This window comes from Flavobacterium sp. GSA192 (genome assembly GCF_006386525.1).
Classification (GTDB): domain Bacteria; phylum Bacteroidota; class Bacteroidia; order Flavobacteriales; family Flavobacteriaceae; genus Flavobacterium; species Flavobacterium commune.
In genome coordinates this window covers 79,120-104,008 of sequence record NZ_VAHC01000007.1, presented here as the reverse complement: position 1 = coordinate 104,008, position 24,889 = coordinate 79,120, and the positions used below count along the sequence as shown (strand labels likewise).

The 24,889-nt window shown below is 34.2% G+C and carries 23 protein-coding genes; 11 read left to right on the top strand and 12 right to left on the bottom strand.

Going from position 1 to position 24,889, the window contains the following annotated elements:
• Positions 1-110: 110 nt before the first annotated feature.
• On the bottom strand, positions 111-383 hold the full coding sequence (locus FDM27_RS14435; protein ID WP_071183728.1) for a DUF4242 domain-containing protein: 273 nt from the start codon (positions 381-383) through the stop codon (positions 111-113).
• A gap of 286 nt (positions 384-669) precedes the next feature.
• Here FDM27_RS14435 and FDM27_RS14430 point away from each other — a divergent pair, with 286 nt between their 5' ends.
• Positions 670-1,848: an AIR synthase related protein gene (locus FDM27_RS14430; protein WP_140487812.1), complete on the top strand. Its 1,179-nt coding sequence runs from the start codon at positions 670-672 to the stop codon at positions 1,846-1,848.
• A 97-nt stretch (positions 1,849-1,945) separates the two neighbouring features.
• Positions 1,946-2,311: a hypothetical protein gene (locus FDM27_RS14425; RefSeq protein WP_140487537.1), complete on the top strand. Its 366-nt coding sequence runs from the start codon at positions 1,946-1,948 to the stop codon at positions 2,309-2,311.
• Between the two features lie 46 nt (positions 2,312-2,357).
• Here FDM27_RS14425 and FDM27_RS14420 read toward each other — a convergent pair whose 3' ends face one another.
• A complete protein-coding gene (locus tag FDM27_RS14420) occupies positions 2,358-3,824 on the bottom strand; it encodes a PAS domain S-box protein (protein WP_140487535.1) in 1,467 nt (488 codons plus the stop codon).
• A gap of 77 nt (positions 3,825-3,901) precedes the next feature.
• On the bottom strand, positions 3,902-5,797 hold the full coding sequence (locus FDM27_RS14415) for a heavy metal translocating P-type ATPase (RefSeq protein WP_140487533.1): 1,896 nt from the start codon (positions 5,795-5,797) through the stop codon (positions 3,902-3,904).
• Positions 5,798-6,013: 216 nt separating this feature from the next.
• Here FDM27_RS14415 and FDM27_RS14410 point away from each other — a divergent pair, with 216 nt between their 5' ends.
• Positions 6,014-6,454 carry a hypothetical protein gene (locus FDM27_RS14410; RefSeq protein WP_071186095.1) on the top strand — a complete coding sequence of 147 codons (441 nt, stop codon included), beginning with the start codon at positions 6,014-6,016 and terminating at the stop codon, positions 6,452-6,454.
• 270 nt (positions 6,455-6,724) lie between these two features.
• On the opposite strand, the gene FDM27_RS14405 is transcribed toward FDM27_RS14410, so the two are convergent.
• From FDM27_RS14405 to FDM27_RS14370, 8 genes are all read right to left on the bottom strand, one after another.
• Positions 6,725-7,030 (bottom strand): hypothetical protein, encoded by a 306-nt coding sequence (locus FDM27_RS14405; RefSeq protein WP_071183723.1) that lies wholly within the window; start codon positions 7,028-7,030, stop codon positions 6,725-6,727.
• On the bottom strand, positions 7,027-7,356 hold the full coding sequence (locus tag FDM27_RS14400; RefSeq protein ID WP_140487531.1) for a hypothetical protein: 330 nt from the start codon (positions 7,354-7,356) through the stop codon (positions 7,027-7,029). Before FDM27_RS14400 ends, FDM27_RS14405 begins: the two co-directional genes overlap by 4 nt.
• Before the next feature lie 272 nt (positions 7,357-7,628).
• Entirely contained in the window at positions 7,629-8,783 is a 1,155-nt protein-coding gene (locus FDM27_RS14395) for a peptidylprolyl isomerase (RefSeq protein WP_071183721.1), read from the bottom strand.
• A gap of 34 nt (positions 8,784-8,817) precedes the next feature.
• The gene (locus FDM27_RS14390; RefSeq protein ID WP_140487529.1) at positions 8,818-9,936 is read right to left on the bottom strand and encodes a peptidylprolyl isomerase; all 1,119 of its coding nucleotides are present in this window, start codon (positions 9,934-9,936) and stop codon (positions 8,818-8,820) included.
• A 39-nt stretch (positions 9,937-9,975) separates the two neighbouring features.
• Entirely contained in the window at positions 9,976-10,647 is a 672-nt protein-coding gene (gene gldI / locus FDM27_RS14385) for a gliding motility-associated peptidyl-prolyl isomerase GldI (protein WP_140487527.1), read from the bottom strand.
• Positions 10,648-10,652: 5 nt separating this feature from the next.
• On the bottom strand, positions 10,653-11,657 hold the full coding sequence (locus FDM27_RS14380) for a DHH family phosphoesterase (protein ID WP_140487525.1): 1,005 nt from the start codon (positions 11,655-11,657) through the stop codon (positions 10,653-10,655).
• Positions 11,658-11,725: 68 nt separating this feature from the next.
• The gene (locus tag FDM27_RS14375; protein ID WP_140487523.1) at positions 11,726-12,973 is read right to left on the bottom strand and encodes a voltage-gated chloride channel family protein; all 1,248 of its coding nucleotides are present in this window, start codon (positions 12,971-12,973) and stop codon (positions 11,726-11,728) included.
• A gap of 97 nt (positions 12,974-13,070) precedes the next feature.
• Positions 13,071-13,457 carry a RidA family protein gene (locus FDM27_RS14370; RefSeq protein WP_128197594.1) on the bottom strand — a complete coding sequence of 129 codons (387 nt, stop codon included), beginning with the start codon at positions 13,455-13,457 and terminating at the stop codon, positions 13,071-13,073.
• Between the two features lie 236 nt (positions 13,458-13,693).
• On the opposite strand from FDM27_RS14370, the gene FDM27_RS14365 reads away from it, so the two are divergent.
• The 7 genes from FDM27_RS14365 to yidC all read left to right on the top strand — a co-directional run bounded on the left by FDM27_RS14365 (position 13,694) and on the right by yidC (position 22,785).
• Positions 13,694-14,311, top strand: coding sequence for a hypothetical protein (locus tag FDM27_RS14365; protein ID WP_071183715.1), 618 nt, complete (start codon positions 13,694-13,696; stop codon positions 14,309-14,311).
• A 110-nt stretch (positions 14,312-14,421) separates the two neighbouring features.
• A complete protein-coding gene (locus tag FDM27_RS14360) occupies positions 14,422-15,135 on the top strand; it encodes a hypothetical protein (protein WP_140487521.1) in 714 nt (237 codons plus the stop codon).
• Between the two features lie 123 nt (positions 15,136-15,258).
• Positions 15,259-16,788 (top strand): glutamine-hydrolyzing GMP synthase, encoded by a 1,530-nt coding sequence (guaA, locus tag FDM27_RS14355; RefSeq protein WP_140487519.1) that lies wholly within the window; start codon positions 15,259-15,261, stop codon positions 16,786-16,788.
• A gap of 118 nt (positions 16,789-16,906) precedes the next feature.
• A complete protein-coding gene (locus FDM27_RS14350) occupies positions 16,907-18,817 on the top strand; it encodes a LysM peptidoglycan-binding domain-containing protein (protein WP_140487517.1) in 1,911 nt (636 codons plus the stop codon).
• A gap of 12 nt (positions 18,818-18,829) precedes the next feature.
• On the top strand, positions 18,830-19,063 hold the full coding sequence (locus tag FDM27_RS14345; RefSeq protein WP_071183712.1) for a DUF3820 family protein: 234 nt from the start codon (positions 18,830-18,832) through the stop codon (positions 19,061-19,063).
• A gap of 143 nt (positions 19,064-19,206) precedes the next feature.
• Positions 19,207-20,820 carry a CTP synthase gene (locus tag FDM27_RS14340; RefSeq protein WP_140487514.1) on the top strand — a complete coding sequence of 538 codons (1,614 nt, stop codon included), beginning with the start codon at positions 19,207-19,209 and terminating at the stop codon, positions 20,818-20,820.
• 69 nt (positions 20,821-20,889) lie between these two features.
• The gene (gene yidC, locus FDM27_RS14335) at positions 20,890-22,785 is read left to right on the top strand and encodes a membrane protein insertase YidC (RefSeq protein WP_140487512.1); all 1,896 of its coding nucleotides are present in this window, start codon (positions 20,890-20,892) and stop codon (positions 22,783-22,785) included.
• Between the two features lie 54 nt (positions 22,786-22,839).
• Here the strand turns inward: yidC and FDM27_RS14330 are convergent, their stop codons facing one another.
• The gene (locus tag FDM27_RS14330; RefSeq protein ID WP_140487509.1) at positions 22,840-23,799 is read right to left on the bottom strand and encodes a fasciclin domain-containing protein; all 960 of its coding nucleotides are present in this window, start codon (positions 23,797-23,799) and stop codon (positions 22,840-22,842) included.
• A 371-nt stretch (positions 23,800-24,170) separates the two neighbouring features.
• Here FDM27_RS14330 and FDM27_RS14325 point away from each other — a divergent pair, with 371 nt between their 5' ends.
• The gene (locus FDM27_RS14325) at positions 24,171-24,833 is read left to right on the top strand and encodes a toxin-antitoxin system YwqK family antitoxin (RefSeq protein WP_255510560.1); all 663 of its coding nucleotides are present in this window, start codon (positions 24,171-24,173) and stop codon (positions 24,831-24,833) included.
• Positions 24,834-24,889 lie beyond the last annotated feature (56 nt).

Genomic DNA, 24,889 nt, shown 5'->3' with positions numbered 1-24,889 from the left:
ATTGTTTGTTGTAGAAAATGCCTATTCGTTTTGGATAGGCATTTTTTAGTTTTCTAAGTTGTTGTTAAAATTTGTTTTTTTGACGAAACTAATTTCATTGGTGATGTGATTCATTCAGAAGTCGTTGGGTCAATAATTGTGGATACTTTGCTTACTGAATTTACTGGAAATCCGCCTAGTTTGGCATGCTCGCGAATCATTTCTTCATTCTGAGCAATATAAACACAATAGATTTTGTCTGTTGTTACAAAACTGTTTACCCATTGAATATCAGGTCCCATTTTGTTTAATACCTCGCAGGAAGTTTTTGAAATACCTTTTAGCTGTTCTGCGTTAAGTTTGCCTGCATCTGGTAAGTCTCTTTCAATTACATATTTTGGCATCTTGTAAAAATTTAGTTTCCTACTCTTTTGGCTTTTCGGAATTGCCCCGTTTTTTATCGTGGTCGCTGGTTTCCACCTTGTATTGTGTTTTTAAATCTGCTTTTTTATTGTTATTGAATTGGTTATTAGTATTCTATATTAAATTTAGTGAAATAAAATGGGATTTTGATTGATGATTGCAGATTTTAGAAAACGCTTAGAAGAATGGGACGGGATAAACCCAAAAAAATAATTATCTTTGCCGCAAAACCAAGTTGCTCCATTGCAGCTTACACAATTACAATTCATGAGTTCAGATACTTCAAAAAGATATGCGCAACGTGGTGTTTCGGCATCCAAAGAAGATGTACACAATGCTATAAAAAATATAGATAAAGGATTATTTCCTCAGGCATTTTGTAAAATTGTCCCTGATTATCTAACCCAAGACGATGATTATTGTCTTATCATGCATGCCGATGGAGCGGGAACTAAATCCTCATTGGCTTACATGTATTGGAAAGAAACAGGGGATATTTCGGTTTGGAAAGGCATTGCTCAGGATGCGTTAATCATGAATATTGACGATTTATTATGTGTAGGAGCAACGGATAATATTTTACTTTCTTCAACAATTGGAAGAAATAAAAATCTAATTCCAGCCGAAGTAATTTCGGCAATTATCAACGGAACTGAAGAATTAATTCAAGAGTTGGCTTCTTTTGGAGTTAGTATTCATTCTACTGGTGGAGAAACTGCCGATGTGGGTGATATCGTTCGTACAATTATTGTGGATTCTACCGTTACGGCTCGCATGAAACGTTCTAAGGTAATTGACAATGCTAATATCCAGGCAGGTGATGTAATCGTTGGATTGGAATCTTTCGGTCAGGCTTCTTATGAAAAAAGCTATAATGGCGGAATGGGAAGTAATGGGTTGACATCGGCGCGTCATGATGTTTTCGGGAAATATTTGGCAACAAAATATCCGGAAAGTTACGATGCTGCTGTTCCATCAGAATTAATTTATTCAGGTCAGGTACAATTGACTGATGCAGTAGAAAATTCGCCAATTGATGCCGGACAATTAGTGCTTTCGCCAACACGTACTTATGCGCCCATTATCAAGAAAATTTTAGATCAATATTCTTCGAATGAAATTCACGGAATGGTTCACTGTAGTGGTGGAGCACAAACTAAGATTTTACATTTTGTAGATAATTTACATATTATAAAAGACAATTTATTCGCAGTTCCTCCATTGTTCAAGTTAATTCAGGAACAATCAAAAACGGATTGGAAAGAAATGTATCAGGTTTTCAACTGTGGACATCGTATGGAAATTTATGTTCCTGAAGCCGTTGCACAGGATATTATTGCTATTTCAAAATCGTTCAATGTTAATGCGCAAATTGTAGGTCGCGTTGAAGCTGCTGATACTAAGAAATTGACTATTTCCAGCGAATACGGTACTTTCGAATATTAATATAGCTAGCAGCTAATCCCGCTATCCGCTATATCTTTATCTTTTTAAAGAAAGAAGATAAAGGATGTCGCTACTATCGGGGCTAAAAAATAAAAAGATGTACGAATTACTTTTTTGGAATTATTTAGAAGGTGTTTATTTAAACCATCAAGAGGTTTATGAAGCTATCGATGAGCAAGAAACTATCGAGGGTTTAGAAGAACTTCCTGTTGCGGTTATTATCAACCGAATTGCTTCGGTATTTTCTAATTGGGAAAGAGTAGATGAGAACAGTTGGAAAAATAAGGATGGAATAGGAGCTTTTCAGGTAAAAACTACATCTCAAACAGTTGAAATAGATTGTTATGGGACATCTGGAAAAACCATGGATAAATTAGTAGATATCATGGAAGAATTCAAATGTCCGCTTTATGATCCGCAAATTCCTGCCCGTTACGACGAAATGTACGAGGAAGAAGAATAAAATGCAAAAGCGTTAAGGTTTAAAACTTAACGCTTTTTTTATACAGTTATAAAGGTTTCTTTTTGTCTTTGTCATCTTTAACTTCGTTTTTGAAACCAATAAGTTTGCGGTATTTGGTTTCGGTTTCTTCGAGTTCTTCTTCCATTTTTTTGTATTGGCTAATGTCTTTAATGGTAATAACGGCGGCAACAATATTGTTGTCCTGATCCACTAAAGGACGTCCGCTTATTAAAACTCTTCTTTTTTCACGCGCAACAGGATTCCAAAGTACTAAATCCACATCATCGGTTATTTCTCCGTTAAAAGCACGTTCCATAGGTAAATTTTGAGCGGGAAATATGGTTTTTTCATCAGGGAAATAGAGTTCAAAATGGGTTGTTAAATCCGTTGAAATTTTATCATCTTCTTCAATTCCAAAAATATCGTTGGCCATATAATTGGCCAGTACTACTTTTTTATCGGCATTGGCCACAATCACACCTTCACCAATGTTTTCTACAATTACGCGTAATTTTTCTTCGTTTTCATAGAGTTCTTCAACAGCTTTTTGCTGTTCAAATTCAAGTGTTATTTTTTCGGTAATATCTCTGGCTGCTGAATAGATGATTCCTTCTTTTAAATCAATACTGCTATTCCAGTCCAGCCATCGGTACGTGCCGTCTTTATGGCGTACTCTGTTTTTAAAACTCACAACGGTGTTGCCTTTTAATATTTGAGCTAATACTTCATCTGAAGTTGGTCGATCTTCAGGATGGGTAAGATCCATGAATTTTATTTCGTCCATATCTTTTTGTGTGTAGCCTAAAGTATTGGTAAAGGCAGTATTAATTTTGATAAAATGATCGTTTCTGGCAACCGTAAAAATATCGAAAGACATATTAAAGAAAGCATCGGTGGCTTTTAGGGAATCCTCCAGTTTTTTTCTTTCGGTAATATCAGTAGAAATGCCTCCGATGGCGTAAATTCTTCCCGTATCGTCATACAAAGGGAATTTAACCGCAATATAAGTATGCACTCCGTCTTTTTGCTCAATGGTTTCTTCGGATTTTAGTTCGACTAATTTCTTAGCTACTTCCAAATCCGAATTTCGATAGGTTTCAGCGATTTCTTTTGGGAGAAAATCATGATCGGTTTTGCCTATAATTTTATCGTTGGCTATGCCAAATAATTCGCCAAAATTTTTATTTACTAATAGATATTCTCCATTTAATTTTTTTATAGCAATAGGATTGGATGTATTATCAATAATGGACTGTAGCAATTGTTTGTTTTCTTCGAGTAGTTTTTGAGCTGCTTCTTTGGCTTTTAATTGATTTCTAATAATAAAATACACTACAATCAATAAAATAACAGAAAGTATAAATAAAGCAATTTCTATTGCGTCCAGCGTACTGTCAGTCATTGCATTGCGTTCGGGATTGATTCGGGCTAAAAAAATCCATGCTGCTGCAATTACCACTATTACATTGATTATAAATCCTATAAATATTTTTTTTTCGAAAGAGATATTCATGGTTTTCTGGTTTTTGGTTGGAGACAAAAATGTTTATGCAACAGTTAAGTTAGTAAATAAACAATAAAAAAGTGCTTTTAAACTTTTGATTTTTCAAAACGCATTAGATTCAGGCTAAATAAAATAACAATTAATGTCACGCCTACATCGGCAGCTATAGCTAAGGCCAGATTGCTGAGTCCAAAGACAGCCAGTAGAACAAAAATAAACTTAGTTATAATAGCTCCAAGTGTATTCATTTTGATTTGTTTCATGGTTTTTTTGCTCAACCGAATCAAAAAAGGAATTAATGAAAGTTGATCGTTCATCAAGGCAATATTTGCCGTTTCTATGGCGGTATCACTTCCCGCTGTTCCCATTGCAATTCCCACAGTGCTTATGGCCAGAGCAGGAGCGTCGTTAATTCCGTCACCTACCATGGCAACTTTGTCATATTGTTGTAATAATGCTTTTATTTCTTCGGCTTTTTCTTCAGGGAGTAAATCGCCAAATACTTTTGTAATGCCTACTTGTCTTGCAACAAAATGTGCTGCTTTTTCGCTGTCGCCGGTAAGCATAATTACATCGATATTTTGTTCCTGTAATTCTTGTATAGCTGCGGCACTGTCTGGTTTAATTTTGTCTGTAAGACCAATAATTCCCACAACACCTTTCCCAAAACTGATTACCACACTCGTTTTTCCTTCGGTGGCTAATTGTGCTTCGATTGCTTCCACTTCGGTAGATATTTCATGGTATTCTCTAATAAATTCCAGTTTGCCCACCAGTACACTATCAGTTTGACAAACTTCGCATTTTGCCGTTGCACCTTTTCCAATAATACTTTTGAAATCTTTGGCGGTATGTGGTTCAAAACCCTCTGCTCTGGTTGCTGTAATTATGGCTTGCGCCAGTGGATGTTCTGAGAATAGTTCAGCACCCGAAACACAAGAGAGCAATTCTTTTCGGCTGGTTCCTATTAGGGGAAAAACATCCGAAACTACTGGAGTTCCATAAGTAATGGTTCGGGTTTTATCTACGGCAATCGCTTTGATTTCGGCCAGAGCCTCTATGTATTTCCCTCCTTTTATCAGAGCACCTTTTGCGGAAGCGTTTCCTATAGCGGCATAAATAGCAACCGGAGTCGAAATAACTAAAGCGCAGGGACAGGCAATTACCAGTAAAGTAATGGCTTGTTTTAACCAATGGTTGAAATCCTGATGAAGTAAAAAAACAGGAACAACAAAAATCAAGAGAGCCAATCCAATAATGATAGGGGTGTAAAGTTTTGAAAAGCGTTGAATGAATTTTTGGGTTTCACTTTTAGCAGCTCCCGCTTCAAAAGTAAGTTGGATAATTTTTGCAAAAGTTGTATCTGTCGAAAGTTTTGAGGTTTTTATTTCAATAAAACCATTAGTGTTGAGTGTGCCTGCAAAAACAGTATCACCCACTTGTTTTTCTTTAGCAATAGGTTCTCCTGTAATAGCCGATTCGTCAATCAGGCTTTCACCAAAAGTGATTTTGCCATCCAGCGGAATAATAGTTCCTGCTTTGATTTGGATAACAGTTCCTATTTCAATTTGCTCAATAGGGATTTCTTTATTGGCTTTTTTTACAAAAGCTGTTTTTGGGACACTTTTTATTAATTCGTCTAATGCTGATTTAGAATTTTCCAGCCCAATGTCTTCCAGACGTTCGCCTAAAACATAAAGTACAATTACAACGGCAGCTTCTGGATATTCGCCTAAATATAAGGCGGCAATAACAGCAATGGTCATTAATAAATTAATGCTGCTAAAGTTGAGTTTTATAAGAGATTGTAGTCCGTTGAGGATCACTTTGTAGCCAATAGAGATGATAAAAGTACAGAAAATAAACGGTGCATAAGGCATAGGTAAATGAATTCCTAAAAGTGATAATATTTCCAAAACAATGACAATACTAACAGATAGCAGTAGAAAAACAAACTTTTTATCTTTGAAAGGTAGGTTCATGAGAATGACTTTTTTCGAAAACTAATTTTTTAGATTGGGTGGTTGTTTTTGCTTTTTTAAAATTAAAAGACTGTTTTTATTAAAAAAAACACTATGTATTAAATTTACTGAAAATTTATCTTATGCTGTTTGCTTTTAGTAAAACCTTAAGATTATAACCGATAAAATGCCTGAGATGTGAAAAAGTTTGCGAACTTTGCGCTAAAATTATAGATGATGAAAATAAACCTTAAAAACGGGATTGATAAACTCATTTTCGGTATGAAACAAAAAGATGTAACTGCCGTTTATGGAACTCCGGACAGAAATTACAAAGACGAAGATGATAACGTTATTTTTGTGTATAATAAATTCAAAATGCGTTTGACTTTTTATAAAGATGAAGATTTTAAGTTTGGTTACGTAGTTGCTTCCAGTGCCGATTTGGAATTATTTGGCAATAAATTAATTGGTAGAAATGTCAAAGACGTAAAGAAAGATTTAGCTCAAAAAAGCATTACCAAATTCACTCAGGAAGAATTTGATACTTTTGAGAATTATTTTAATGAAGAAAACTGGTTGTTACTGCAAACTGAGTTTGAAGAAGTGGTAAAAGTTGAGGTAGGAGCCATTATCAACAGTAAAGATGAATTTGACTGGAAGTTTGGGAAGAAATAATTTTTAGTATATAAAATAATTTAACTGTCCGCTAAGCGGACTAAATAAAAAAAAACAGCCACGAATTCCACGAAATAACACAAATTGGTGTAATTTATTTTAAAAATCAGTAATATTTGTACCAATTTGTGTAATTCGTGGCAAAAATAAAACTCGTTCGTTTGCCTAGTGATTGGTATAAGAAACAGATAATTATATAAAATAAAACCCTTTCATCCTCTGGGATTGAAAGGGTTTTTTGTATGTTGAAAATAGCTTTTTTTGCTAATTTTAATGCTGATTTTTTTCCAGTTCAATTTTGGATAAATCGACTAGGTTTAAAAAAGATTTGGCATATTTATTAGCTATGGGCTCTAAAATTTCTTCTACGTTAGTATTTTTATTTTTCTTTGTCAGTTTTGTTAAATTCAAACTTAGCTGTCTTTGAAAGCGTTTGAACTCCCGATCAAATTTTGGATAATCTTCGGGATTTAAGTTGTTTTTCTTCTCATTAAATGAGGTTTTTTCAATCAAACTTTTTTTATGAATTAAGAATAGCTTCTCGCATTCTTGAGAAAAAAAATCTTGAATACTCATGTTTTTCTTTTTTTAAGAATATTTTTAAAATGATTAGTAATGAAAAAGAAAGAGCTTTTGCCAATTAAAACTGATTTTTTCTTTTTGGTCTTTTTATGCAGATGCTGATTTTTTTTTAGTTCTTCCGTTCTCTTTTTTTCGGTTTCTTCCTTTTTTTTCAAATGTTCAAACCAACCACCGTTTTCAATAATATTTTTTCCAAATTCGGTTATGTAACATTTATTGTTTTCTATGGTGATTAGGTTTTCTTTTTCCATGAGATGGAAAAGTTCCATTATTTTTCCTAATTTTTTTCCATTATTGTCTTTGAACTCTGAAAATTTCAAAGATTGGTTTTTTGATGAAAATAGCAATTGCAGGTTAATGTCTATTATTTCATTTACTTGATAAAACATAAGCTTATAAAATTATTATTTCAGCAGTTCTTCAAGATTGTTCCAAAACAAGGGTTAATAGCGGTTTTTTGAAAAACTCAGAATATTTTTTCAAATATATGAAAATAACTTTATTTAGGTAAGAAAAATTGTGTTTTTATTTGCAAAGGTGATTAAAAAAAATCCGACTACTTTAATTGTAATCGGATTTCTAATTGTTGTTTTTATTTTGTTTCGACTTGTTTGTCAAAAATTTCCAATTCGAAAATTAAAGTTGCATTTGGAGGAATTACTCCGCCCGCACCGCTTTCACCATAAGCTAATTTAGCCGGAATAAAAGCAGTCATTTTATCTCCAAAAGAGAGTAAGTTGATGGCTTCGATAAAACCTGGAATCATACCGTCTTTTTTACCTATTTCAAAAGGAAAAGGATTGTAGCCTCCTTGCATGAATCGCATTTCGTTGTATTTGTCGTAGATTTTAGCTACTTCTGTTATGCTGCTGTCAAATAAGTTTCCGTCTTCAAAAAATCCTGAGTAATGAAAATAGACAGTGGTTCCCGCAGCCGGTTTTGCGCCTGATCCTTTTTGCGTTATTTTATACATTAATCCTGATGGAGTAGTTGTTGCAGTTGCTTTTTGACTGTTGAAGTTGTTTACTTTTTCAGTAATCAAAGCCGCTATTTTTTCTTTTTGAATTTTCTCGGCAGCTGCTTTGGCTTCTGCCTCTTTTCTTTCTTCTTCAGCTTTGTTGTTGTAATAATTAGCAAATACTTTTTCGGCTTTGAATTTTTTTGCCAAAGCTCCTTTTTGGATAATAATAATGTTTTTGATTATATCGTCCTGAGCAATTTTATTAACCACGTCCATTCCTTCTACAACGTGTCCAAAAATAGTGTGTTTCCCGTTTAACCAGGGTGTGTCTTTGTGAGTGATAAAAAATTGACTTCCATTGGTTTTTGGACCTGAATTGGCCATAGCTAGAATTCCTCCTTTGTCAAATTTTAACTCAGGGATAAATTCGTCTTTAAAAGAATAACCTGTTCCTCCGGCACCGGTTCCTTGTGGATCCCCCCCCTGAATCATGAAATCACTAATTACTCTGTGAAATTTCAAACCATCAAAAAAAGGTTTGCCTTTCAGTTTACTGTCGGTTACAAATTCGTTTTTACCTTGTGCAAGGCTAATGAAATTGGCAACGGTAACGGGTGTTTTTTCGAATTCTAATTGTAAAACAATGGCTCCTTTAGTAGTATTAATGGTTGCAAAAATACCTTCTTCTTTTACAGCAGCTGTTTTTTTAACTGCTTTTTTAGAAGTTTCCTGTGCCTGAACTGTAAGTAAAGCAAAGAATGCTAAAAATAATATTCTAAATTTCATTGGGTTGTGTTTTTCTAATAGTTGTATTTAAAAATTATTGAGGTTTAATTAATTCAATTTCAAAAATAAGATTGGTGTGCGGAGGAATTGCACTACCTGCACCACCGGCACCATAGGCTAAATGCGAGGGGATAAATAAAACGGCTTTGTCTCCATAAGACATTTTATCGATGCCTTCAGTAAATCCGGGAATGATACCATCTCTTTTTCCTGCCTGAAAAAGAATTGGCTGGTAAGCGTTTTGAGCAGCACGTTGCGAATTCAATTTTCCAAAATCTTTTGCTACACTTTCGATTGTGGTATCAAAAAGCTCTCCGTATTCTGAAAACACGGCATAATTTACGTTAACAGTAGTTCCTTTTACCGGTTTTGTATCACTTCCTTTTTGAGTAATGATGTATTTTAGTCCCGAAACGGTTTTGGTCGCTTTTTCTTTTAAGGCTTCAAAATAGTTGGTTTTAGCTGTAATTATTTCCCCGTATTTTTCGTAATACTTTTTCTCGTTTTGGGTTTCAATATCCTTTTGTACTTTTTGGTTTTTAGATTCAATAACAAAATAATCATCAAATATTTTTACCGCATTGAATTTTTTAGCAGCTTCTCCTTTTCTAATAATAATGATTGATTTAACAACATCGTCCTGATTAATATCATTGACCACCTCCATACCATTGCCCATCACATGACCAAAAATAGTGTGCTTCCCGTTGAGCCAGGGAGTAGGGTTACGCGTGATAAAAAATTGGCTGCTGTTTGTGTTAGGGCCGTTATTGGCCATAGCCAAAACACCTTCTTTGTCAAAAAAATAATCGTTAAATTCGTCTTTAAATTTATAGCCGGAATTACCTGTTCCTGTTCCTTCGGGATCTCCGGTTTGAATTACAAATCCTTTGATGACACGGTAAAACTTCATGCCATCATAAAAAGGACGTCCTTTAGCGTAATCTACAGTTACAAAATTGTTTTTTCCCTCAGCCAGCGTAACAAAATTGGCTACTGTAATAGGAGCTTTTTTATAATCCAGTTCTAAATAAATGATACCTTTGTTAGTTTCAATTTTAGCATACAAACCATCTGCGAAATAATCGCTTTCATTTTTACAAGAATAAAAACAACTGATAAGAAGTAGCACAAATAGAATGCTTTTTTTCATGATTTTATTTATTGTTTTTGCAGTTTACGAATCTTAGAATTATTCTTCCAGGGTGTCTTTGCTTATTGGTTTTGTTTTTAAAACTACTTTTTTAGCCTTTTTTATACTATCGGTTTTAGCTAAATTATTGGTGATGTTTTGTTCTAATTCTTTTTTGTAAACCGCCTCCGATTTGAAATCGTTTAGTGTTACAGTACAAATTAAAGGTTGGTTTACACCAATTTTTTTATTGTCTCCGTGATAACCATAAGCAATATGAGAAGGAAAATAAAAATTTATTTTTTCGTTTTTACGCATCAATTTAATTCCGTCCCTCAATCCCATCATGATGTCCTGTTTGTCCACTCGATATACCTGAGGTCTAAGCTCCACTTCTGAATAGATAACAGCTCCGTTTAGGTCTTTTAATTCATAGTTAAAAAAAGCAACGTCGCCTTTTTTAGGTGTTAAGGAGTCAATTTCGTTTTTGATTTCATAAGAATACCAATAACCTTTAGAAGAAGCAATGTAGCTAATCTTCGGATTTTTTTTCATCAAAGCTTTGATTTGATCTTCTTCTGAAGCAATCAGTTTTTTATTTCTTTCGATTGATTTTTTCATAAAAACTCCCGAAGCTCTCGAAATAGGACGTCGGGCTTCCTGTTGTTTTTTGCAGGCAGTAAAACCTAAGCATAAAAAGCAACTTAAAATCACAAATTGGATAGTTCTCATAGTGTTTACAGCGTTAGGGTATGAACTATTTTTTCAAATTTTGCGATGGTTTCTTCCATCGAAAGTTCTGATTTTCCTCCGGCGGCATTGCGATGTCCGCCTCCGTTAAAATGTTCTCTGGCAAACTCATTTACATCAAAACCACCTTGAGAACGAAAAGAAATCTTAATGATTTTTTCGTCTTTGTTTTCGATAAAAATAGCCGTAAACTGTATTCCTTTGATGCTTAATCCATAATTTACAATTCCTTCGGTATCTCCTTTTACATAGTTAAAACTGTTTAATTCGTCCTGACTTAGTGTGATATATGAAGTCTTGTGTTCAGGCAATACTTTTAAATTTTGTAAAGCTCTGCCCAATAACTGTAATCGGCTGTAGGAACTATTGTCAAAAAGCAGGTTAGGGATTTTAGTGTTTTCTACTCCTAAATCAATTAATTCGGCAACAATTCTATGGGTGTTTCCTGTAGTATTAGGGAATTTAAAAGAACCGGAATCGGTTAAAATACCTGTATAAATACAGGTTCCTATTATTGTGTCAATTTGTTCTTTTTGACCTAAAAAAGAAATGAAATTATATACCATTTCGCAGGTAGAACCAAAAGAAGTGTCTGAATAAGTGTAAGCAGCATAATCATCCGGTTTTTGATGATGATCAATCATAATGTAAGTGGTGTCGAGTACTTCGAGTACTTTTTCCATTTCGCCTACACGATGAAAGGCATTGAAATCGAGGGTGAAAACTAGATCAGCTTCTTTTAATATTTGAGTGCAATTTTCTTTGTCTGTTTCAAAAACACGAACCATTTCAGAGCCGGGAAGCCAGGCTAAGAAATCAGGAAAATCGTTTGGAGATATAACCGTAGCTTCGTGATTGTTTTTGCTTAAAAAATGATATAAGGCTAAGGTTGAACCCATAGCGTCTCCGTCAGGATTTCTATGCGGAATGATAGCAACTTTTTTAGGTGTTGCCAGTAAGGATTGTATTGCTTGTATGTCTTGTATTTTCATAGTTTGCGAATTTACATTTTTTTAGTGTAAACTATGAAAACATTTCAGAATTAACTTCTTTTTACAATTTATAAATCATCAAGTTTACGTCTTTTAAATCTTTCATACAAACGGATTTTTACTCCTTTTACAGTTTGTGCATGATAAATGCCTACTGAACCCGAAGCCAGATAGGCAATAAAGCAAGAGATTCCAATGAAAATAGTAGCTTCAATACCAAAAAGTTCGATTCCCATAATAGTACAGGCAATAGGTGTGTGAGTAGCACCCGAAAATACAGCAACAAATCCCATTCCGGCCAAAAGTGCTATTGGCAACGGAATAAAAACAGATAAAGCACTTCCCAGAGTCGCACCTACAAAAAATAATGGAGTTACTTCTCCGCCTTTAAATCCTGCTCCCAAAGTAAATCCTGTAAATAAAATTTTGAGTAAAAAATCTTGATATTCATTCGGTTTTGAGAAGGCTTCTACAATGGAAGGAACACCTAATCCCATAAACTGTGATACATTAAAAGTATAAAAAGCTAATGCTAAGATGATTCCGCCGACAAAAGGGCGCAACGGTGGATAGGCAATGTTTTTTGAGAATAGAGCACCCCAAAAATGTGTGCTTCTGGAGAAAAGCATGGCAGCAAAACCAAATAAAATGCTGGATGGAATTATCCAAAGTAAGTTTTCCGGATTCATTTCGGGAATTATTGGAATGCTGTAATGTGTGTGATGAACAGCCCAAAGTTCTACGGTGTAATAAGCAAAATAAGCAACGACAAAAGAGAGGATACTACTTTTTACACTGATTTTACAAAAATAAACCACTTCCAGAGCAAAAATAGCACCTGCAAGCGGAGTTCCAAAAACAGATGCAAAACCGGCACTGATTCCTAAAATAATAAGTGTTTTTCGGTCGGTTGCATCGAGATGGAATATACGGCTAAACTGGTCGGCAATTGCACCTCCCATTTGTACCGCTGTTCCTTCACGACCTGCCGAACCTCCAAAAAGATGGGTGATAAGTGTTCCTATAAGTACAAAAGGAGCCATTTTTAGCGGAATCACTTTTTTAGGAGTTTCGTATTCTTCTAATAAAAGATTGTTTCCTTTAACTACGTCTTTGCCATGATAATGATAAAGTAAACCAATAAAAAGTCCACCGATGGGTAATAACCAGATAAACCAGCTGTTTTGTATTCTAAGCTGCGATACCCATTCCAGGGCAATTAAAAAAAAAGCAGAAGCTGAACCGGAAAAAAAACCTATCAAAGCACAGATTAAAATCCATTTGAGTGAAAGTAGTATTGTCTTTTTTAAGTTCATTGGGCTTTGTTGTAGTATTAGCATTCGAGCGCAACAAAAGCAATTTTAGTTTTCTAATTGCTTTTATTGCGCTCGAAGAGTAATTTTGGAAATCTAATTATTCAGCTAATACAGCAGTTAATTCAATTTCAACTAAGTATTCAGGAGCTACTAATTGGTTAATTCCGTAAAAACCTGTTGTAGGTTTGATGTCTTTGAAAAAGGTAGCGTGAGCTGTAGCAACTGCTTCAAAAGTACTTACGTCAGTAGTAAAAATACGGGTACGGATAACATCTTTCATACTTGCGTTTAAATCTTCTAATACTTTTTCAACTCTTTCTAAAATATTTAAGGTTTGTGCATGAGCGTCATCAGCTTTTACTTTGTCGCCATCAACAATTGCAACAGTTCCCGAAACTTCGATGATGTTTCCGATGCGAACTGCACGGCAATATCCCATTTTGTCTTCCCATGGCGATCCCGTTAAGATGTTTTCTCTTTTCATTTTGATGTATTTAATTAGTTTATAGAGGAATACACCTCCGGTTAAAGTTTAGAATATTTTGTGCAATTTATAAAAAATAGTAAAATAAAAAACACTCATTTTGATAAAGACAAACAGGTTTAGGTTGTTTTTGATTAGCTTTGTATATAATAAATTAAAAACTTTCTTGTTATCTATTAGGAATAGACTAATAAAAATAGTTTTTTTGAATACAGTTTTTAAATTAAATACATAAAATGATGAGTCAATATTTTAGTTTTAAAGGTCAGGTTTTTATTTTGGGTTTGATGTTTGGGATGCTTTCAACAGCTTATTCCCAGGAAGAATTTGGGGCTGAGTTTAAGGTTAAAGCTGCTCCGGCAAAAAAGAAGGAAGTGAAGGTTAAAGAAGTTAAGGAGAAAGATGTAAAAGTATCTAAGGCTGATTATAATGCAATAAAAAATTATGTGATAACAGATATAGGGGAAAATAAATATGAAGTTCCTAAAGGGGAAGAAAAAGATCCTGAAAAATTAGCTAAGAGAGATCAGGATTTTGGAGTGGTTAAAACGGCTTCGGGAACTGCTAAAGTAAGTTATCGTGATGCGGCTTATGTTGATGGAGACAAGGTGCGTGTGTATTTGAATTATGTTATCGTTGAGCCGGAAGTACTTTTGAATGGAGAGGCGCAAGGATTTGATATTGCATTACAAAAAGGAGTTAATCGAATTGATTTTGAGGCTATCAATGAAGGATATGCAGCACCCAATACCGCCGAATTTAAAATTTTTGATGATAAAGGAAATCTGATTACTGCTAATCAATGGAATATTGCGCAAGGTTTTAAGGCTACAATTGTGATTGAAAAGGAATAAAAACGAATGCTTTGGTTAAAATTTCTTTAATGTTCAATGTTGATTTTGTTTTGTAAAATGAAAGCTTGGTATATTTGTTGATGCTTAAGAGTTTTAAAAAGCAAAATAATATGAATAGGAAGCAGTTTTTATTGTTTGTAATGGTTTGTTTTACTGTTAGTAGTTACGCTCAAAATGATTTTGGGACTACTAAGTTTAAAATAAATGCGCCATTAAATACTGCTCCGGCTCCTAAAAAAGTTACTCCATCCACAGCCGAGGCAGCGGTTATCAAAGCACCTAATATTTTTAAAAAACCGGATGCGGTTTTGCCTTTAGGTTCTAAATATCAAATAGGAGAAGCGAAGTCTTTTTCGATGGAACAAACCAATGATTTTGTAAATCCCGGAGATAGAATTAGGGATAAACTCAATGAGAGCGTGAGTAAATCTTTGATTGCAAATGGATTGAAAGAGGATGATTCCTATATTAGAAAAACGGATGTTGATTTTGGAGTAATCCGAACTAAATCTAATTTTTTAATTGTTAAAATTCGTGATTATGGTGCTATTGATGGCGATTTAATCAAAGCTACTTCTATTTATGATTACAAAGCTACTATTCTGGTTAATAGTTTGCTGCTTGGTCCCGGTTTTGATGATATTAGAATCAATTTGAATGATGGCTTGAACTATTTGGAGTTAGAAGCACTTAATCGGGGAAATTTAGGAGGAAATACAGGGAATTTTGAAATTTACGATCAGGAAGGGAAGTTGTTGGTTTCTAACTATTGGGATAACATTGATAAGGGTGTTAAGTCTAAATTTACTTTTATAAAAGAATAAAAAATATTGTTTTTAGCTGTTGGTTTCTGTAGGGATAAGAGAGCTAAAATTGGAACAGAAAAAAAATAAAAAATTTCAAAAATCCACTTTTGCAATCCAAATTTAAAAAGTAATTTTGCGCCCATGCAACACAACGTACTTATTTTAGATTTCGGTTCGCAATACACTCAGCTGATTGCGCGTAGAGTTCGCGAATTAAATATATTCTGCGAAATTTTTCCATACAATAATATCCCTTCAGATTTGTCAAGTTACAAAGCTGTAATTTTGGGAGGAAGTCCATTTTCTGTTCGTGCAGAAGATGCACCACATCCTGATTTGTCTGAAATCAGAGGGAAATTGCCAATGCTTGCTGTTTGTTACGGTGCGCAATATTTGTCTCATTTTAGCGGAGGTGAAGTTGCTGCTTCAAATACTAGAGAATACGGTAGAGCAAACTTGTCTTATATTAAAGAAGATGAAGTTTTCTTTGAAGGGGTTTCTCTAAACAGTCAGGTTTGGATGAGTCATAGTGATAGTATTAAGGCTTTACCGGCTAATGGTGTGAAGTTAGCAAGCACACATGATGTGGAATTTGCAGCTTACAAAATTGAAGGTGAGACCACTTATGCTATTCAATACCACCCGGAAGTGTATCATTCTACTGACGGGAAACAAATGTTGGAGAACTTTTTAGTGAAAATTGCTCATGTTCCTCAAAATTTTACGCCAAATGCTTTCGTTGAAGAAATCGTGGCTGAAATGAAAGAAAAAATCGGAAACGACAAAGTTGTTCTTGGACTTTCAGGAGGTGTAGATTCAACTGTAGCAGCAGTTTTATTGAACAAAGCAATCGGAAAAAACCTGTATTGTATTTTTGTTAATAATGGTTTGCTTCGTAAGAATGAGTTTCAAAGTGTTTTAGATCAATACCAAGGAATGGGATTAAACGTTAAAGGAGTAGATGCTTCTCAACGTTTTTATGATGCCCTGGCTGGAGTTACTGATCCGGAATTGAAAAGAAAAGCCATCGGAAATGCTTTTATCGAAGTTTTTGACGATGAATCACATAAAATTGAAGATGTCACCTGGTTAGCCCAAGGTACAATATATCCTGATGTTATCGAATCGGTTTCTGTAAAAGGACCATCGGCAACAATTAAATCGCACCATAATGTGGGAGGTTTACCGGATTATATGAAATTAAAAATTGTAGAACCTTTGCGTATGCTTTTCAAAGATGAGGTACGTAGAGTAGGAGCGTCTTTAGGAATTGATCCTGAATTGTTAGGAAGACATCCTTTCCCTGGGCCTGGATTGTCTATCCGTATTTTAGGAGATATTACTTTAGAAAAAGTACAAATTTTACAAGATGTAGATAAAGTTTTTATCGACGGATTGAAATCTTGGGGATTGTATGATAAAGTTTGGCAGGCAGGAGCAATTTTGCTTCCTGTAAATAGTGTTGGGGTTATGGGTGACGAGCGTACTTATGAAAAAGTTGTTGCGCTACGTGCTGTAGAATCTACCGATGGTATGACTGCTGACTGGGTTCACTTGCCTTATGATTTCCTGATGAAAGTATCTAATGATATTATCAACAAGGTAAAAGGGGTGAATCGTGTTGTTTATGATATTAGTTCAAAACCACCAGCAACAATTGAGTGGGAATAATAGAAACTTCTTAGTTGACGTTTCTTAGTTATTATAAAAACGGTATCAGATTTTGGAATAAAATTTGGTACCGTTTTTTTATCTTTAGTTTAATAATTTTTTTAAATAAAATAATCGAATGAAGTATTTTTTTGCAATTTGGATTCCTGTTTTAATGTTTACCAATCTTGTTATTTCGCAAGGAACGATAACGCATAAAGTAGAAAGCGGAGAAACGATAAATGACATTGCTAAGAAGTATCAAGTGACTCCTTATGATATTTATAAATTAAACCCTGATGCTCAAAGAAAATTAAGTCCTAAAATGATGCTTTTGATTCCTGCTAAAGCAGCTTTGAAAAAGGTAGCTACTCCGGCAGAAATAACGCATAAAGTGTTGCCTAAAGAAACTTTGTTTGGAATCGAAAAAAAATATAATGTTTCGGATGCTGATTTGAAAAAAGCGAATCCTTTTTTAGAAACAGAGGGTTTGCAAATAGATCAGGTTTTAGTAATCCCATCTAAAAATGCTACTAAACCTAAGGTGGTGCTTCAGGAGAAACCTTTGTATCATGATGTGCTTCCTAAAGAAACTAAATTTTCAATTGCTAAGAAATACGGTATTACTATTGCCGAATTAGAAAAGAAAAATCCTGAAATCGTAGCTAATTTGACTATTGGTTCTCATTTGTTAATCAAAGGAAATCCAGCTAAGAATGCTGTTGTTTTGTCTCAAAAAGAACCGGTTAGGCAAGAGGTTGTTGCGGCTCCGGTTAAGAAATATGCGACTTATGAAGTGAAACCAAAAGAAACCTTGTATAGTTTGTCTAAAATGTTCGATATGAGTCAGGAAGAATTATTGGTTTTAAATCCTGAACTTAAAAATGGTGTTGAAATAGGAATGCTTTTAAAAGTGCCAGCTGGTTCTGCATCTTCCGCCGTTCAGGAAAATAAAGTATATGCTGATTTAACTCCTAAAATTAACGGAGTGCGTAAAAAGATGGTTATGCTTTTGCCGTTTAATGTAGCCAGAGTAGAGGGGGATTCAGTAAACTCAGTGGTTGAGCAGCTAAAAAAGGATAAGTTTTTGAATATGACTCTGGATTTTTATGCCGGAGCTTTAATGGCGATAGATTCGGCTAAAACTTTAGGATTGCCTATAGATGTACAGATTATAGATTCGGAAGAAAAAAAATACGGTTCTGATATTGCAGCGGTTGTTAAAGCTAATAATCTTCAAACTGCCGATGCTGTTGTTGGACCTTTTTATCAGAATAATGCCGAAACTACCGCTCGTTTGTTAGCGGCTAATAATGTGCCTGTGATTTCGCCATTGTCAAAAGACGCTGGGAATTCGATAGCTAATTTGTATCAATCGGTTCCTGTAAATGATGTTTTAAAGGCTGCTATGTTTGATTACATGCGATCCAAAAAAGGAAATATTGTTGCGGTGGTGGATCGAAAAAAAGAATCGGTAATTCAGTATCTTAAATTGAATCAGCCCGATGTGCGATTGGTTCCTTTGACTGAGAGAGGAAGCGTTGCTGCCGAAACTTTAAGAGGAATGTTAGTTGCGGGTCGTATGAATTACGTGGTTATGGAAACAGCTAATACGATGATGATTAAAGCAACTATTGCTTCGATGTTGAGTGCTATGGCTGATTATCAGGTTCAGTTGGTTATTTTGGAAGCAAATGAAACTTTGGATACTGATGAAATTAGTTTCTCTAATTTGGTAAAATTAAAATTAATGTATCCTTCGGTTACGAGAGATAATAATTCACCTGAAGGAGTTGTTTTCGAGAATAAATTCAGAAAAATCAATTCGATTGCGCCAAGCGATTATGCGGTAAGAGGTTTTGATGTTACTTTTGATACCATGATGCGTTTGATGCAAAATAAACCTTTTGAGGAAACGGTAAATGCGGTTGCAACAGAGCAATTTGAAAACAAATTTGAGTATTATAAAAAAGACAATGCAGGCTATATTAACAAAGGAGTTTATATCATGTATTATGATACTGATTTGACTGAAAAAGTGGCAAATTAATTTGTTTTTTTAATGGATGCAAATCAACAAAAACTGATAAAATTAGCACATACTAAAATGCCTTTTGGTAAATATGAAGGCAGGTTTCTTATTGATTTGCCTGAGTATTATGTGGTTTGGTATCACAATAAAGGCTTTCCAAAAGGAGAATTAGGTGAGCAGCTACAACTGATTTACGAACTAAAGTTGAATGGTTTAGAAGAATTGATACGAAATATTAAAAAAAGATACCCAAAACCTCATTGAATTCTAAATTTAATGAGGTTTTTGTTTTTGTATTAACAAATCTCAATTTTAGAAATTATCTCATTTCCAAATTAGCATAATCTAAATTTATAATCGTATTTTTGCCACGTTTTTTACACAACTACAATACAAACTAGAACAGCATGAATCAAACAAAATATATTTTTGTTACTGGAGGGGTTACTTCTTCTTTGGGAAAAGGAATTATAGCAGCATCATTAGCAAAATTATTACAGGCAAGAGGGTACAGAACAACTATTCAAAAATTTGATCCCTACTTAAATGTTGACCCAGGAACATTGAATCCTTATGAACATGGGGAATGTTATGTAACCGATGATGGAGCTGAAACCGATTTAGATTTAGGTCACTACGAGCGTTTTCTAAATGTTCCGACTTCTCAGGCTAATAACGTAACGACTGGTAGAATTTATCTTTCGGTTATTGAAAAAGAAAGAAGAGGGGAGTTTCTAGGGAAAACAGTTCAGGTTGTTCCTCATATCACTAACGAAATTAAGGACAGAATGCAATTGCTGGGGCAATCCGGTGATTATGATATTGTTATTACTGAAATTGGTGGTACTGTAGGTGATATTGAATCTTTGCCTTATATTGAATCTGTTCGTCAATTAGTTTGGGATTTGGGTGAAAATAATGCAATTGTTATTCATTTAACTTTAGTTCCTTACTTAGCTGCAGCAGGTGAGTTGAAAACAAAACCCACTCAGCACTCTGTTAAAACTTTGATGGAAAGCGGAATTAAGGCCGATATTCTTGTTTGTAGAACTGAGCATGAACTTTCACAGGAAATACGCAGTAAACTAGCTTTGTTTTGTAATGTGAAAAAAGAAGCAGTTATTCAGTCTATCGATGCTTCTACAATATACGAAGTACCAAATTTAATGCTTGAAGAAGGATTGGACATTGTGGCTTTGAAAAAATTAGACTTACCTAAGAAAGCCGCACCGGATTTGAAAAACTGGAATACTTTCTTAAAAAGATTAAAAAGCCCAAAACATACCGTGAATATTGGTTTGATTGGGAAATATGTTGAAATGCAAGACTGTTACAAGTCTATTTTAGAAGCGTTTATCCATGCAGGTGCTGCCAATGAAACTAAAGTGAATGTAGTTTCTATTCATTCAGAATATATTGATGACGAAAATATTGCTGATAAATTAAAAGATATTGATGCTATTTTAGTTGCACCGGGATTTGGTGAAAGAGGAATTGAAGGTAAAATAGCTGCGGTGCGTTATGCACGTGAAAGCAAAATGCCTTTCTTCGGAATCTGTCTTGGAATGCAAATGTCGGTTATCGAATATTCCAGAAATGTATTGGGATTAGCAGATGCTAATTCGACCGAAATGAATTCAGATACTCCAAATCCGGTTGTGAATTTAATGGAAGAGCAAAAAAATGTAACCGACAAAGGAGGTACAATGCGTCTTGGAGCCTGGAAATGTGAAATAAAACCAGATACTTTAGCTTATAAAATTTACGGACAAACTACTATCCACGAGCGTCACCGTCACCGTTATGAGTACAATAGTGCTTATGTAGCCGAGTTAGAAAAGGCAGGATTGAAAGCTTCAGGTGTAAATCCTGATACCGGATTAGTAGAAATTGTTGAGATTGAAAATCATCCGTTCTTTATCGGGGTGCAATACCATCCGGAATATAAGAGTACTGTGGCAAATCCGCATCCGCTTTTCGTGAATTTTGTGGCTGCTGCCGTAAAATCAAGAAAAAAATAATTAGTGTTTTCTAGTTTTAGAATCAAATAAATTAGGCTCAAAAGGCCAATAAAAATAAGTCGTGTAATAATGGAAGAAAAAAAGTTTGACCCTAATTCGTTAATCGGTTTTGTATTGATTTTTGGTATTTTACTTTGGATAATGTATCAAAACAAGCCTACTGAAGCGGAACTTGCTGCGGAAAAAGCCAAAAAAGAATTGGTTGTTAAAGAAGAGGCTAAAGTGCAACAAAATGCTGCAAAATTAAACGTAGCTTCGGCTGTAGCCAATGATACTTTGAAATTAGCACAATTACAAAAATCTTTAGGGAGTTTTGCTTATTCGGCTACTTTAGCTTCTGCTAAAGATGATTATACTACTATCGAAAACAAATTAGTAAAACTTAAAATTGCTAATAAAGGGGGGTATATTGCTGAGGCAACTTTAAAAAACTTTGAACGATTTAAAAAAGGTTCAGGTAAATTAGTGCAATTAATTAAAGATAATAATGCACAATTTAATCTTCAGTTATTAACGAAAGACAATCATACTTTAAATACTAAAGATCTTTATTTTGAACCAACTTTGACAAAAAACGGTGAAGACCAAATTTTGACAATGCGTTTAAAAGCAGCTGATAATGCCTATTTGGAATACAAATATGTATTAAAAGCAACTGATTATATGTTGGATTTTGATATTCAAACCCAAGGATTGAATAATATTCTGAAAACAGAAAAACCATTGCAGTTAGAATGGAATCTTAAGACCTATACTAACGAAAAAAGTATTTCTTATGAAAACCGTTATTCTGAAGTTTATTTTGAATATGAAGAAGGTAAAAGCGATTATTTAGGTCAGGGAAATGATAAAACGGAAACTGCCGAGAGTGTTTCTTATGTGGCTTACAAACAACATTTCTTTTCTTCTATTTTGTTGTCGTCAACGCCATTTAAAACAGCTGAATTGTATTCTAACAATTTAGTAAATGATGATAAGGTGGATACTACATTTACAAAACAATTCAAAGCAGTAATGCCATTGGCTTTTAAAAATGGAGAGATTGACCAAAAAATGAATTGGTATTATGGGCCTACAGATTATAAATTATTAAAATCTTACGATAGAAATCTTGAAGATATTGTAGCCTTGGGCTGGGGAATTTTCGGTTGGATTAACCGTCATGCTTTTATCCCAATGTATGGTTTGTTAAGTATGTTTATTTCACAAGGTTGGGCAATTGTATTGTTTACTATTTTAGTAAAATTAATCATGTCTCCTGTTACATACAAGTCGTTCCTGTCTCAGGCAAAAATGAAAGTATTACGTCCTGAAATCACTGAAATTAGTGAGAAATTCAAGGACGAACCAATGAAAAGACAACAGGAAACTATGAAATTATACAACAAAGCCGGTGTAAACCCAATGGCTGGTTGTGTTCCCGGTTTGCTGCAGATGCCTGTTTTTTATGCCTTATTCCAGTTTTTCCCGGCCGCTATTGAGCTAAGGCAAAAAGGATTCTTTTGGGCAGACGATTTGTCATCATTTGATTCAGTTTACAAATTGCCTTTCCATATTCCTGCTTATGGAGATCATATTAGTTTGTTCCCAATTTTAGCTTCGATTGCCATTTTCTTTTATATGAAAATGACAACCGGAGACCAGCAAATGGCAACACCACAACAGGAAGGTATGCCTGATATGGCTAAGATGATGCAAATTATGGTGTACATTTCGCCATTAATGATGTTGTTGTTCTTTAATAGTTATGCCTCAGGATTGAGTTTGTATTATTTTGTTTCGAATACTATTACCATCGGAATTATGTTAGTTATCAAAAACTATATTATTGATAGCGATAAGATTCATGCTCAAATTCAGGAAAACAAAAAGAAAGAGCCTAAGAAACCAAGTAAGTTTCAACAAAAATTGCAAGAAGCTATGGCACAACAAGAAGCCATGAAAGCTCAAAATAAAAAGAAATAATACAGTTAAAACATAAAAAAGCTCTCAAAATTGAGAGCTTTTTTATGTTTGGTATTAATTTAAATTAGGCAATAACACCTTGTCAATTACATGGATGACACCATTGGAACATTGAACATCTGTTGCGGTAATATTTGAAATTCTATTGTTAAAATCCTTTATTTTAGCACCTCCAGTCAATTGAACAGTGAATGTTTGTGGAGTTTGTAGTGTATTGACTATTTGTCCTTCGGTTAAGCTTGCAGCTAAAATATTTCCATTTACAACATGGTATTGCAATACTTTCGTCAAATTGGCAGCTGAAACTCCCGCAACTCCACCTGGAGCTAGTTCTGTATTCAATGCTGTAAATGCGGCATTTGTTGGTGCAAATACAGTAAAAGGTCCTGTTCCTGATAAAATGCTAACAAAGTCAGGTTGACCTGCTCCGGTTAAAGCTCCTACTAATGATGTAAAGTTAGGATTAGTAGTAGCGTGTGTAACAATTGTAGGCAGATTGATTACTGCATCAACCACGTGAATTACGCCATTAGAAGCCATTACATCAGCAGTTATTACTTTAGCAACTCCATTTAGTTCTACTCCTGATGTAAGATCTACATACATGCTCATTGTATTTGTTCCTGAGGTAGCACTTTTGGCAAGTGTTTTAACATATCCGGTTGTTAAGTCAGTAGATTTTACTTTTCCGCTAACTACATGATTTAATAGAATTTGTGTTAATACGTCTTTTGGTACGTCGTTAATTGTTGCATAAGGAGTTGTTTCTAAAAAGGCTGTAAATGCTGCGTCTGTAGGTGCAAACACCGTAAAAGGGCCTGTTCCTTTTAGTGTAGTTGCTAATTCAGCTCGGGTTAAAGCTTGTACTAGAATTTTAAGGTTTGAATTTTTAACTGCTAGTCCGGTTATGGTGTTATCAACCGGTTTTGGATTGTCGTCGTTATCGCAAGATACCATTAAAGATAAAAATGCAATACAAGTTAGGGCAATTCTAAATTTTGATACAATTTTCATAATTTTTAGTTTTATAGTTGTTGTTAATTTTGTTTAAAGTTAATTAAAAAAAGTTAAACAAAAATTACTTTATAATTTGATTAATAGTTGTTTAGCGGTTGAGATATTGTTTTTCTATTGACAATAAGGTTTTTTGTTTAGTAAACTCGTTGTTTTAGTTAAACAAAATATCGTGCTGATTAATTCTTGTTTCTAAGCTTCATTTAGTAAATTTGACTAAAGATTGGTATAGTCAAATTACTGTCTGCTAGAGATTATCTACAAACAGTTTTGGCTAAGTGTTGATGAAATGAATAAATAATTATTGTTAAAAATTTAATTTGACCAAAATGATAAAAAAGAGTTTGTTTTTCTTTTTCTTTTTACAATGCATGACTCTAATAGCGCAAATAGGAATTAATCAATTGGATAGTGAGCAAAAAAAAGATGGTTTGTGGAAAGGTTTTTATCCGGAATCAAAAAGATTGCGTTATGAAGGAACTTTTTCTCATGGTAAAGAAATTGGTGAGTTTAAGTTTTATGATGATACTAAGGCGGGGACTGTTATTGCAACACGTACATTTAATGCTAATGATAATGTAGCTTACACGGTTTTTTATGATCAGAGTAATAATAAAGTCAGTGAAGGGAAAGTAGTCAATAAATTGTTTGAAGGCGAATGGAAATATTACCACAAAGCTTCTAAAACGATTATGAGTATTGAGAATTATAAAAACGGAAAACTAGAAGGCTTGCGCTCGGTGTTTTTTCCAAGCGGAAAAATAGCCGAAGAAACAAATTACAAGCAAGGTCTAAAAAACGGAATTTCTAAAAAATATTCCGAAAAAGGAATTGTATTAGAAGAGGCTACTTTTAAAAACGATCAATACGATGGGATTGCTGTTTTTAAAGATGTAGATGGCAATGTGGTTTCGAAAGGTAAATTTACAAACGGAAAGAAAACGGGAATTTGGCAGTTTTTTGAAAACGGAAAATTAACAGAAGAAACAAATATGAGTCATCCCAAAGCAAAACCAATTGCGAAAACAAAGTAATGTTTTTTACAAAAGGATTTTGATTACAAACGGAATGTTATAATTATCAGAATCGT

Coding starts and splice junctions, on each gene's coding strand:
- FDM27_RS14435 (WP_071183728.1), bottom strand. CDS start 383: ATGCCAAAATATGTAATTGAAAGAGACTTACCAGATGCAGGCAAACTT.
- FDM27_RS14430 (WP_140487812.1), top strand. CDS start 670: ATGAGTTCAGATACTTCAAAAAGATATGCGCAACGTGGTGTTTCGGCA.
- FDM27_RS14425 (WP_140487537.1), top strand. CDS start 1,946: ATGTACGAATTACTTTTTTGGAATTATTTAGAAGGTGTTTATTTAAAC.
- FDM27_RS14420 (WP_140487535.1), bottom strand. CDS start 3,824: ATGAATATCTCTTTCGAAAAAAAAATATTTATAGGATTTATAATCAAT.
- FDM27_RS14415 (WP_140487533.1), bottom strand. CDS start 5,797: ATGAACCTACCTTTCAAAGATAAAAAGTTTGTTTTTCTACTGCTATCT.
- FDM27_RS14410 (WP_071186095.1), top strand. CDS start 6,014: ATGAAAATAAACCTTAAAAACGGGATTGATAAACTCATTTTCGGTATG.
- FDM27_RS14405 (WP_071183723.1), bottom strand. CDS start 7,030: ATGAGTATTCAAGATTTTTTTTCTCAAGAATGCGAGAAGCTATTCTTA.
- FDM27_RS14395 (WP_071183721.1), bottom strand. CDS start 8,783: ATGAAATTTAGAATATTATTTTTAGCATTCTTTGCTTTACTTACAGTT.
- FDM27_RS14390 (WP_140487529.1), bottom strand. CDS start 9,936: ATGAAAAAAAGCATTCTATTTGTGCTACTTCTTATCAGTTGTTTTTAT.
- gldI (WP_140487527.1), bottom strand. CDS start 10,647: ATGAGAACTATCCAATTTGTGATTTTAAGTTGCTTTTTATGCTTAGGT.
- FDM27_RS14380 (WP_140487525.1), bottom strand. CDS start 11,657: ATGAAAATACAAGACATACAAGCAATACAATCCTTACTGGCAACACCT.
- FDM27_RS14375 (WP_140487523.1), bottom strand. CDS start 12,973: ATGAACTTAAAAAAGACAATACTACTTTCACTCAAATGGATTTTAATC.
- FDM27_RS14370 (WP_128197594.1), bottom strand. CDS start 13,457: ATGAAAAGAGAAAACATCTTAACGGGATCGCCATGGGAAGACAAAATG.
- FDM27_RS14365 (WP_071183715.1), top strand. CDS start 13,694: ATGATGAGTCAATATTTTAGTTTTAAAGGTCAGGTTTTTATTTTGGGT.
- FDM27_RS14360 (WP_140487521.1), top strand. CDS start 14,422: ATGAATAGGAAGCAGTTTTTATTGTTTGTAATGGTTTGTTTTACTGTT.
- guaA (WP_140487519.1), top strand. CDS start 15,259: ATGCAACACAACGTACTTATTTTAGATTTCGGTTCGCAATACACTCAG.
- FDM27_RS14350 (WP_140487517.1), top strand. CDS start 16,907: ATGAAGTATTTTTTTGCAATTTGGATTCCTGTTTTAATGTTTACCAAT.
- FDM27_RS14345 (WP_071183712.1), top strand. CDS start 18,830: ATGGATGCAAATCAACAAAAACTGATAAAATTAGCACATACTAAAATG.
- FDM27_RS14340 (WP_140487514.1), top strand. CDS start 19,207: ATGAATCAAACAAAATATATTTTTGTTACTGGAGGGGTTACTTCTTCT.
- yidC (WP_140487512.1), top strand. CDS start 20,890: ATGGAAGAAAAAAAGTTTGACCCTAATTCGTTAATCGGTTTTGTATTG.
- FDM27_RS14330 (WP_140487509.1), bottom strand. CDS start 23,799: ATGAAAATTGTATCAAAATTTAGAATTGCCCTAACTTGTATTGCATTT.
- FDM27_RS14325 (WP_255510560.1), top strand. CDS start 24,171: ATGACTCTAATAGCGCAAATAGGAATTAATCAATTGGATAGTGAGCAA.